The following is a 10,743-nucleotide window of genomic DNA, read 5'->3' on the forward strand; positions in this document are numbered from 1 at the left end:
TAGGTCTTTATTATTTTACTCATTGCATCACTTAACTAGTCTGCAACTGGATACTCGATTTCGGCATCGGCTTTAAGAGAGGCAATCACCGCACGATAATCAGCTTCGCTGTATTGAGGTGCTATACGCTGTTTAAGTGTATTAATCAAATTGTCATCAATGCCTTCTGCTTTGTTCACTTTATCCACCACAATGACCGCATAACCTGTGGCTAATGCTGCTGTATCAATCGTCACACCGTTTTCAGCTGGCGCAGCAATCTTAAAGGCTTTATTGGTGATAGCTTGATCAATATCCTGATTAAAGCGACCTAATTTAGCTAACGTGGTTAGTGAAGCCCCTGTAAGCGTGTTATTACCCGCTTTTAGCTGCGCCATGTACTCTGCAGCTTTATCTCGTGCACCATCATTCGCTTTATCTTGCTTTAAGCGTTCAATAATACCCGATTTAACATCGGCGAAAGGCAAAGTACCCGCCATGGTATGTTGCTTCATACGAACAACAACAACATGATTAGGCGCTAATTCGATTACATCACTGTTCATGCCACTCGCTAGCACTTGGTCAGAAAACGCAGCCTTAATCAACTCAGGATGATTAAACTTAGCGGGAACATCATCACGAGAGAACAACCGAGTTGTTTGTACTTTTGCGTTCACAGCTTGTGCCGTTTCGGTCAAAGTATCTGGAACTTCGTAACTGGTATCGGCTAATTTAGTTTGCAAGCTATAAAACACATCAAGGGCTTTATTTTCTTGCAATTGAGCAACAATTTTCGCTTTCACATTTTCAAAAGCAGTGGCTTGACTTGCTTGTAAATCAAGTAGCTTAATAATGTGGTAGCCAAATTCGCTTTTTACTATTGGTGAGATTTGACCTTTTTGCAATCCAAAAAGCGCCTCATCAAATGCAGGATCCATCACCCCCTGTTCAAACCAATCTAACTTACCACCTTGTTGAGCACTCAATGTATCGTCAGAATCAGTTTTTGCCACTTCTGCAAAGTCTTCACCCGCAGTTAGCTTAGCTTCAATGGCATCAATTTTGGCCTTATCAGCACTATCGTCATCGGTTGCGGCAACAAAAATATGTGCAGCAAGACGTTTTTCAGCAGTTTGATATTGAGTTTTATTCTCGTCGTAATACGCTTTTACTTCTTCATCTGAAGCGTCGCTATTTTTCGCCATGTCAGCAACATTGAGTTCAACATACTCAAGGCTGACTTTTTCAGGGCTCATATACTGCGATAAGTTTGCATCGTAATAACTTTTTGCTTCTTCATCAGAGACTGAAACACTTGATAGAAACGGCGCAGAGTCAACAACCAAGTAACGAATATCACGGGTTTGGCCTTGAACTTGTGCAAGCTGTTTCGCTTCACCATCTAAAACAAACTCACTACCAACAAGTGCATTAAGTAACTGACGACGAGTCATATCAACGCGCATCATGTTTCTAAAGCTAGTTGTTTGGTAGCCTAACTGACGCAATACAGCTAAGTAGCGCTCATTATCAAATTTTCCATCAGTTTGAAATGCTGGTTCTTGGATAATGGCTTTTTTAATTTGTTCATCCGATACTCGCAAACCCAATTTATTAGCGGCTTGATCAATGAGTCTATCGGCAATTAAACGGTCCAATACGCCTTGTTTAATGCCATTCATGTAGTTCTCGTCAGCGGCTAATGCGGTAAACATTTCACCTAACTGCTGCTCAATACGTGAACGCTCATTTTGAAACGCATTTTCTAGGTCGTTGGCACTAATTTCATCACCATTAACAATGGCAGCAGGAACACCCGTGTTTGAGCCTAAATAGCTACTCACACCGGCAAAAGCAAAAGAAAGTATCACAAGTACTAGAATTGTTTTTGCAACAATCCCCTGTGATCCTTCACGAATTTTTTCTAACATCTGAATTCTCGCTTGTTGCGATTAATAAAATAAAAAGGCGCATCACCTTGTGGATGCGCCTTATTGTAAATTATATGGAGTTATCAGACGCTACCACGGGTATGACCCAATACTCCCAATATGTGCCATGCAGTACACAGCAATATTGCTTTTCGTAAAAAGCACCGCCTAAGCAGTGCTTACTTTACGAATGCCTTACAAAGGCAACGTTATTAATTATTAATTAACAGCGTCTTTTAGCGCTTTGCCAGCTTTGAACGCAGGAATGTTCGCAGCAGCAATTTTAATTTCTTTACCCGTTTGTGGGTTACGGCCAGTACGTTCAGCACGCTGACGCACTTCAAATGTACCAAAACCAACTAGAGAAATTTTATCGCCTTCTTTAAGACCTTCGGTAACTGCACCGATAAAAGAATCTAGTGCGCGGCCAGCAGCCGCTTTAGAAATATCAGCACCAGATGCGATTTTCTCGATTAGTTCAGATTTGTTCATGTCATCCCCTTGAATGTTATTGTCGCGCCGCAACCAAATCTATGTTTAGAGCGGTCTGCGGAGGCTTTATTTTAATAAGTCTGATAACACACCAAACTTAGTATGAAAACCAAAAAAATGAAATTGGATACAGCTCTATGTCAGAGGCCCCAAGGGCTTGGTGCGTCTGACTCTCCACTGACCTAGGCTACCACAGGTCAGCGTTTTGTTAAGCCCCTTTTTTCACTTTTTTTAAGCTCTATAGCAATTTTTCAACTAACAAGCTATTTTTTAACCACTTCAAAGCCTTCAACGGGTCTTTCAAGCGCCAGTTTAAGTACTTCATCTACCCAACGAACTGGATGAATGATTAAGTCGGCAATCACATTTGCAGGAATTTCTTCCAAATCACGTTCATTTTCTTGAGGAATTAACACATGTTTAATCCCACCGCGATGCGCCGCTAATAGCTTTTCTTTTAAACCACCAATCGGCAAGACTTCACCGCGCAAGGTAATTTCACCCGTCATAGCAACATCACTTCGCACTGGGTTACCGGTTAAGCTAGACACTAAAGCGGTACACATTGCCGCACCAGCTGAAGGACCGTCTTTGGGTGTCGCACCTTCTGGCACATGGACATGGATATCTCGTTTCTCATAAAAATCATTGTTAATACCAAGATTTTCAGCACGAGCACGTACTACGGTCATTGCGGCTTGAATCGACTCTTTCATTACATCGCCCAGTGAACCGGTATAAGTTAATTTACCTTTACCAGCTACTGATGTGGCCTCAATTGTTAATAAATCGCCACCGACTTGTGTCCATGCTAAGCCTGTTACTTGGCCGATTTGGTTGTTCGATTCTGCTTTACCAAAATCAAAACGCTGCACTCCGAGGAATGACTTAAGGTTTTCTTGGTTAACTTCAACCACTTTAGCTGTTTTATCTAGCAAGATATGCTTAACTACCTTACGACAAATCTTAGATAACTCACGTTCTAATGAACGCACGCCAGCTTCGCGAGTGTAATAACGAATAATCCCTAATATGGCACTGTCATCGACGTTAATTTCTTTCGGTTTTAGGCCGTTACGTTCAATTTGTTTAGTCAGTAAATGCTTCTTCGCAATATTTAACTTTTCGTCTTCGGTATAACCCGACAAACGAATCACTTCCATACGGTCCAGTAATGGGCCTGGAATATCCATTGAATTTGATGTTGCAACGAACATGACATCGGATAAATCGTAATCAACTTCGAGATAATGATCATTAAACGTTGCGTTCTGTTCAGGATCGAGTACCTCTAATAAGGCCGACGATGGATCACCGCGCATATCTGAGCTCATTTTGTCGATTTCATCGAGCAAGAACAATGGGTTTTTAACACCCACTTTAGCCATTTTTTGAATCACTTTGCCTGGCATAGAACCAATATAAGTTCGGCGATGTCCACGAATTTCCGCTTCATCACGTACGCCGCCCAATGCAACACGCACATATTTGCGTCCTGTTGCTTTGGCAATCGACTGCCCTAATGACGTTTTACCCACACCTGGAGGCCCAACTAAGCACAAGATAGGCCCTTTAAGTTGTTTAACTCGACTTTGAACGGCTAAATACTCAAGAATACGTTCTTTAACCTTTTCTAAACCGTGATGGTCGGTGTCGAGAACTTCTTGTGCTTTGGCTAAATCACGCTTAATTTTAGAGCGTTGCTTCCAAGGTACTGATGTCATCCAATCAACATAGCTACGAACAACCGTCGCTTCAGCAGACATTGGCGACATCATTTTAAGTTTATTCAACTCAGCACTGGCTTTTTCTTTTGCGTCACTTGGCATGCCAGCTTCTTCAATCTTACGAGCCAGCACTTCAAATTCGTCATGGCTTTCGTCAATGTCGCCTAATTCTTTTTGAATGGCTTTCATTTGCTCATTCAAATAGTACTCGCGCTGACTTTTTTCCATCTGCTTTTTAACACGAGTACGAATACGTTTTTCAACTTGTAATAAGTCAATCTCCGATTCCATCATGGCCATCAGATATTCAAGACGCTCGCCAACATTGATCATTTCCAATACCGATTGCTTATCTTCAAGCTTTAACGGCATATGCGCCGCCATGGTATCGGCTAAGCGTGCAGCTTCGTCAATACCTGATAATGACGTAAGTACTTCTGGCGGAATTTTTTTGTTCAATTTGACGTAACCTTCAAATTGACCAATTGCGCTGCGAACTAGGACTTCTTCTTCCTTGTCGCTTAATTCTTGTGACTCAAGGTATTCAGCCGTGGCGGCAAAGAACTCTTCTTCTTGAGTGTATTGTTTAATTTTGGCTCGTTGACCACCTTCAACTAATACTTTAACCGTACCATCAGGTAATTTTAGCAATTGTAAAATAGAGGCTACGGTACCGATATCAAAAATGTCGTCTTTGGTCGGTTCGTCAAGATCAGCGTCACGCTGAGCTACGAGTAAAATTTGTTTGTCTTGTTCCATTGCCGATTCTAGGCAACGAATGGATTTTTCCCGTCCTACGAATAGCGGAATTACCATGTGCGGGTAAACCACCACATCTCGCAGTGGCAATACGGGGAGTTCGATATGCGCTTCACGCTCTTTAGTCATGGCTCGATTCCGTTTAATGAAATAGACTTAATACTGAGTATATTGGGGTGATGTTATCAGTTTCAATGGCTAATACGAAAAAAGGAGTCCAATGGACTCCTTATTTTTCAACTTACTGACTAACAGTGCAATTATTGCTCGCCTGAGGCAGCCTGTGTCTCTGTGTTTTCGTAAATCAGAATAGGGGCTGATTCACCTTTCACAACTGATTCATCGACAACAGCTTTAATTACGCCTTCAGTCGATGGAATATCGTACATGGTATCAAGCAAGATGCTTTCTACAATAGATCGTAACCCACGGGCACCCGTTTTACGTGACATTGCTTTTTGAGCTATGGCTTGTAAAGCATCTTCGCGAAACTCAAGTTCGACATTTTCCATCTCAAATAATGCACTATATTGCTTAGTTAATGCATTTTTGGGCTCTGATAGAATCTGTACTAATGCCGCTTCATCTAACTCAGTTAGTGTAGCGACAACAGGTAAACGGCCAATAAACTCAGGGATTAAACCAAATTTCACTAAATCACCAGGCTCTACTTGACTTAATATTTGTGAAATTGTCGCTTTATCCGCTTCGCCTTTTACTTCTGCACCAAAGCCAATTCCGGTTCCGGTGTGTGCTCGTTGCTCAATAACCTTCTCAAGTCCAGCGAACGCACCACCACAGATAAACAGAATTTTAGACGTATCCACTTGCAAGAATTCTTGTTGTGGATGCTTACGTCCGCCTTGTGGAGGCACTGAAGCAACAGTACCTTCAATCAACTTAAGTAACGCTTGCTGAACACCTTCACCCGAAACATCTCGAGTAATTGAAGGATTGTCAGATTTGCGGCTAATTTTGTCAATTTCATCAATGTAGACAATACCACGTTCGGCTTTTTCAACGTCGTAATCACATTTTTGCAGTAGTTTCTGAATGATGTTTTCAACATCTTCACCCACATAACCAGCCTCAGTTAATGTCGTTGCATCTGCCATAGCAAAAGGAACATTAAGTGAACGAGCGAGTGTTTCAGCCAGTAATGTTTTACCACTACCGGTTGGGCCTAAAAGCAAAATATTACTTTTACCTAACTCTACACCATCTTTAATTGCGCCATTACGTAAACGCTTATAATGATTGTATACCGCTACAGATAACACTTTTTTAGCCTGATTTTGACCGATTACGTAGTCATCAAGATGATTGCGCAACTCATGTGGTGTTGGCAACTTGTCTTCATCACGTTTAGGCGAAATCTCTTTGATCTCTTCACGGATGATGTCATTACATAAATCAACACATTCATCACATACATAAACTGATGGACCAGCGATGAGCTTTCTGACTTCATGCTGACTTTTTCCGCAAAAAGAGCAGTACAGCAATTTGCCGCTGTCACCGTTATTTTTGTTATCGCCCATTATCCTACCTCTGTTTACAACTTAGGGTGAACCTAAGCTCTGCTTGTAGATACTTATCATAACCACATTGATGACTGAATGTCTTTCAATACAGAATACCTGAAAGTATCTAGAAAATCAGCTAACGGTTTTAGCCGCGACTCGTTAATAATGAATCGACAATACCATATTCAACCGCCTGAGTGGCACTCATGAAGTTGTCACGGTCGGTATCGCGCTCAATAATGTCTAACGGCTGGCCAGTATGCTCCGCTAACATCTGGTTCAATTTATTTTTAATACCCAGAATTTCTTGTGCATGAATAGCAATATCTGATGCTTGGCCTTGGAAGCCACCTAGTGGCTGATGGATCATCACGCGAGAGTTAGGTAAGCAATGACGTTTACCCTTAGCGCCACCAGCGAGTAAAAATGCGCCCATACTTGCCGCTTGACCCATGCACACAGTGCTTACATTTGGCTTAATGAACTGCATAGTGTCATAAATAGCCATACCTGCTGTGACAGAACCGCCAGGAGAGTTAATATATAAATAAATATCTTTATCTGGGCTTTCTGACTCAAGGAATAATAATTGAGCAACAATAAGGTTAGCCATGTGTTCTTCTACTTGACCAACTAAAAAGATGACTCGCTCTTTCAATAGACGAGAGTATATATCATAAGAGCGTTCACCTTTCGCTGTTTGTTCAACAACCATAGGTACAAGCGCATTGAGTACTGATTCTGGTGCTTTATGCATTATTCATTTCCCTAAAATAAAAATGGCCCGCATGAGGAACCTCATACGAGCCATTATAAATGGCGAACGCCTTGTTAAGTCAAGCTTAGCTTACGCTTGTCCGGTAGCCTTGTTCATAAATTCTTCAAAAGCGACGTCTTTAACGGTGACTTTTGCTGATTTTAACAATGCTTCAACAGCTTGCTCTTCAAGCGCTACATTGCGCATGTTTTGCATGAGTTCTTTATTTGAGTTGTAGTATGAAACAACTTCAGATGGATCTTCATACGCTGAAGCCATAGATTCGATCAGTGCATTTACACGATCATCTTCAGCTTTTAGCTCGTTAGTTTTGATCACTTCACCTAATAGCAAACCGATTTTAACACGACGCTCAGCTTGTTCAGTGAAAAGCTCCGCAGGAAGCTCTGGCATATTTTCTGTTTGGCCGCCAAATCGCTGCATAGCTTGTTGACGAAGTACGTTAACTTCACCATCAATAAGTGCAGAAGGGATAGCAATTTCGTTAGCCGCTAATAAACCCGTGATAACTTGTTCTTTCACATTCGCTTTTAGCGCTTGCTCTAGTTCACGAGTCATGTTTTTACGGATTTCAGCTTTGAGTGCATCTAAGCCGCCTTCAGCGATACCAAACAAAGAAGCAAACTCGTCATTCACTTCTGGTAGGTTAGCCGCTTGAACTTCAGTCAATGTAATAACGAACTTAGCCGCTTTACCTTTTAAGTTTTCAGCATGGTAATCTTCAGGGAAAGACACTTCGATTTCGAATTCGTCACCTGTTTTGTGTCCTACGATACCGGTTTCAAAACCAGGGATCATACGGTTGCTACCAAGTTGCAGTTCGAAATCGTCAGCTTTTCCGCCTTCAAATTCTTCGCCGTCAACAGAGCCAACAAAGTTCATTTTCACTTTATCGCCTTCAGCAGCTTCACGCTCAACAACAGCAAATGTAGCATGTTGTTTACGTAATGTTTCAATCATGGTATCAACATCAGCATCATTGACATCAGCTTTTGGTTGTTCAACAGCAATAGTGTCTAAACCAGTTAATACTACTTCAGGATAAACCTCAAAGGTCGCAACAAATTCAAAATTGTCGCCTTCAGTATTACCAGGAGTAAATACTGGCGCACCCGCTGGGTTTAATTTTTCAGCAACAATCGCTTCAATAAAGTTACGTTGCATCACTTCACCAGTGATATCTTGACGAATGGCTTTGCCATAACGTTTGTTGATTTCAGTGATAGGTACTTTACCAGGACGGAAACCAGGAAGACGAGCACGCTTGGCTTCGCGTAATACATTGTCTTTAACCAATTTCTCGATTTGCTCAGCAGGTACAGAAATAGTTAGGCGACGCTCTAGGCCTTGAGTTGTTTCAACAGAAACTTGCATTGTTTTACCTCGAAATATGTCTAACGTTCTTTGTAATAGTCGACAACTCAACCATTAGATATTCGTTTCTTGACCGTGTGTATAGCTCTGGCACCCAGCACAGCGATAATAATGATGCTGAAAACGCTGTTGGCACTGATAGCTTATTTTTGATAGTTATCAAGACGCGACATTATAGCTACCGTTTTTAACAGAGTCGAGCCTGAAAAGGTCGATTTACGTGATAAAAACGGCGACTTGTAAGCAATTTTGATGTGTTTGCGCGTTTAATGCGCTAAATGCGTTTTGACTTAAGCTCGTTATGTTTACGGGCATAAATCATTATCGTGGCCAAAACATATTTATTACTGCTTTTAGTAGCACGATATTTACGATTTGATTTGTACGAAAAAATGGGGTGACTGATGGGGCTCGAACCCACGACAACCGGAATCACAATCCGGGACTCTACCAACTGAGCTACAATCACCACTGAAATGGTACGCCCGGCAGGATTCGAACCTGCGACCACCCGCTTAGAAGGCGGGTGCTCTATCCAACTGAGCTACGGGCGCATGGTCACAGCTGAAGCTGCATCCTGTCTGGTTGAACAAGTTAAACTTGCTCTATTACTCACATCATAGCAAATAATATTGAATTTGGTCGGTGATAGAGGATTCGAACCTCTGACCCTCTCGTCCCAAACGAGATGCGCTACCGGGCTGCGCTAATCACCGAAACCTCACTTCTTGTTTGATTAAATCATCATTTTTAAATAATGACCTTGTCTCAAGAACGGAGCGCATATTAACGAGTCACCTTGCTATCGTCAACGATTTTTTGGTCCTAAAATGCTATATGTCGAATTTAGCAGCAAAAACCATGATTAGTGTCATAGCGAGAATAGTTTATTCATTGTATTTTCCTCGTCTAGCAAATGACACTGTTCAATACGCCTGCTAGAATAAGCGCCGATCGACAATAGACACCAATACCCGCGTCACTCAAAGGAAACTCATCAGCCATGACTGCTCAACTTATTGACGGTAAAGCCATTGCACAATCAATTCGTACCACACTAAAACAAAAAGTAGCACAACGTAAACAAGCAGGATTTCGTGCACCAGGACTTGCCGTTATTTTAGTGGGCAGCGATGCCGCATCTCAAGTTTATGTCGGCAGTAAGCGTAGGGCTTGCGAAGAAGTCGGTTTTGAGTCTCAATCTTTTGACCTTGACACAACGACAACCGAAGCTGAATTACTCGCATTAATAGATAAATGTAATGATGATAAAGACATTGATGGCATTTTAGTCCAATTACCACTGCCTGTGCATATTGACGATTCAAAAGTGATTGAGCGTATACGCCCAGATAAAGATGTTGATGGCTTTCATCCTTATAATGTTGGCCGCTTAGCTCAACGTATCCCGGTGCTACGCTCTTGTACGCCTAAGGGCATTATGACGTTAATCAAATCGACTGGAATAGATACTTATGGCTTAGATGCTACCGTAGTGGGTGCATCAAACATTGTTGGCCGGCCTATGACATTAGAGTTGTTGTTAGCAGGTTGTACAACAACAACTTGTCATCGTTTTACCAAAAACTTAGAACAAAAAGTCCGTCAAGCCGATTTGTTAATTGTCGCAGTAGGAAAACCAGGGTTTATTCCTGGCGATTGGATTAAGCCTGGCGCGATTGTGATTGATGTTGGTATCAACCGCTTAGATAACGGCAGTTTAGTCGGTGATGTTGAATTTAACGTTGCCGCCGAAAAAGCGGCCTTTATAACACCAGTTCCAGGAGGCGTTGGCCCAATGACGATTGCAAGCTTATTAGAAAACACCCTATACGCTTGCGAGCAGTATCATAGTTAACTAATGCCAATCCGCATTAGAATTTGCTCTTTATAGCGAAAATTATCAGTGAGGTATTCGAGACAGCCTTTTGAAGACATAGTCGTACGTTAAGAAAAGCTAACAAAGAGGACCACGCTGATAAATTCGCCCTTCGGGGCGGTGTCCCCCTCTATTATACCAAACTCATTAAATATCAGGTCAGTTCATAGTCTCTCAGGTTTTTCAATTCAAGGCACATTGATGTAGAAATGGTTGTTCCCTTTTAAATCGATGTAACACAGAAGTGGAATACCTGAGAGACTCCATTCTGGCGGGTTTCAAAGTCCTTTATGCT

General features: G+C 41.8%; 7 protein-coding genes and 3 tRNA genes. 1 reads left to right on the plus strand and 9 read right to left on the minus strand.

Annotated elements, in window-relative coordinates:
• Positions 1-35 precede the first annotated feature (35 nt).
• The 9 genes from ACWXWT_RS09485 to ACWXWT_RS09525 form a co-directional block, all read right to left on the minus strand.
• The gene (locus ACWXWT_RS09485; protein ID WP_456041342.1) at positions 36-1,913 is read right to left on the minus strand and encodes a SurA N-terminal domain-containing protein; all 1,878 of its coding nucleotides are present in this window, start codon (positions 1,911-1,913) and stop codon (positions 36-38) included.
• Between the two features lie 219 nt (positions 1,914-2,132).
• A complete protein-coding gene (gene hupB / locus ACWXWT_RS09490) occupies positions 2,133-2,405 on the minus strand; it encodes a nucleoid-associated protein HU-beta (RefSeq protein WP_456041343.1) in 273 nt (90 codons plus the stop codon).
• A gap of 263 nt (positions 2,406-2,668) precedes the next feature.
• The gene (lon, locus tag ACWXWT_RS09495) at positions 2,669-5,020 is read right to left on the minus strand and encodes an endopeptidase La (protein ID WP_456041344.1); all 2,352 of its coding nucleotides are present in this window, start codon (positions 5,018-5,020) and stop codon (positions 2,669-2,671) included.
• A 131-nt stretch (positions 5,021-5,151) separates the two neighbouring features.
• Positions 5,152-6,432 (minus strand): ATP-dependent protease ATP-binding subunit ClpX, encoded by a 1,281-nt coding sequence (gene clpX / locus ACWXWT_RS09500; protein WP_456041345.1) that lies wholly within the window; start codon positions 6,430-6,432, stop codon positions 5,152-5,154.
• A 130-nt stretch (positions 6,433-6,562) separates the two neighbouring features.
• Positions 6,563-7,174 (minus strand): ATP-dependent Clp endopeptidase proteolytic subunit ClpP, encoded by a 612-nt coding sequence (gene clpP, locus ACWXWT_RS09505; RefSeq protein ID WP_456041346.1) that lies wholly within the window; start codon positions 7,172-7,174, stop codon positions 6,563-6,565.
• A 90-nt stretch (positions 7,175-7,264) separates the two neighbouring features.
• Positions 7,265-8,569: a trigger factor gene (gene tig, locus ACWXWT_RS09510; protein ID WP_456041347.1), complete on the minus strand. Its 1,305-nt coding sequence runs from the start codon at positions 8,567-8,569 to the stop codon at positions 7,265-7,267.
• A gap of 393 nt (positions 8,570-8,962) precedes the next feature.
• Positions 8,963-9,038 (minus strand) — tRNA-His (locus tag ACWXWT_RS09515).
• Between the two features lie 8 nt (positions 9,039-9,046).
• A tRNA-Arg gene (locus ACWXWT_RS09520) sits at positions 9,047-9,123 on the minus strand.
• A gap of 85 nt (positions 9,124-9,208) precedes the next feature.
• Positions 9,209-9,285 (minus strand) — tRNA-Pro (locus tag ACWXWT_RS09525).
• A 287-nt stretch (positions 9,286-9,572) separates the two neighbouring features.
• On the opposite strand from ACWXWT_RS09525, the gene folD reads away from it, so the two are divergent.
• Positions 9,573-10,427: a bifunctional methylenetetrahydrofolate dehydrogenase/methenyltetrahydrofolate cyclohydrolase FolD gene (gene folD, locus ACWXWT_RS09530; protein ID WP_456041348.1), complete on the plus strand. Its 855-nt coding sequence runs from the start codon at positions 9,573-9,575 to the stop codon at positions 10,425-10,427.
• The last annotated feature ends 316 nt before the right edge of the window (positions 10,428-10,743 follow it).

This window comes from Shewanella sp. A22 (assembly GCF_053850585.1).

What these genes read in the sequence shown, in the direction of transcription:
- ACWXWT_RS09485 (WP_456041342.1), bottom strand. Translation starts at nt 1,913, where the DNA reads ATGTTAGAAAAAATTCGTGAAGGATCACAGGGGATTGTTGCAAAAACA.
- hupB (WP_456041343.1), bottom strand. Translation starts at nt 2,405, where the DNA reads ATGAACAAATCTGAACTAATCGAGAAAATCGCATCTGGTGCTGATATT.
- lon (WP_456041344.1), bottom strand. Translation starts at nt 5,020, where the DNA reads ATGACTAAAGAGCGTGAAGCGCATATCGAACTCCCCGTATTGCCACTG.
- clpX (WP_456041345.1), bottom strand. Translation starts at nt 6,432, where the DNA reads ATGGGCGATAACAAAAATAACGGTGACAGCGGCAAATTGCTGTACTGC.
- clpP (WP_456041346.1), bottom strand. Translation starts at nt 7,174, where the DNA reads ATGCATAAAGCACCAGAATCAGTACTCAATGCGCTTGTACCTATGGTT.
- tig (WP_456041347.1), bottom strand. Translation starts at nt 8,569, where the DNA reads ATGCAAGTTTCTGTTGAAACAACTCAAGGCCTAGAGCGTCGCCTAACT.
- folD (WP_456041348.1), top strand. Translation starts at nt 9,573, where the DNA reads ATGACTGCTCAACTTATTGACGGTAAAGCCATTGCACAATCAATTCGT.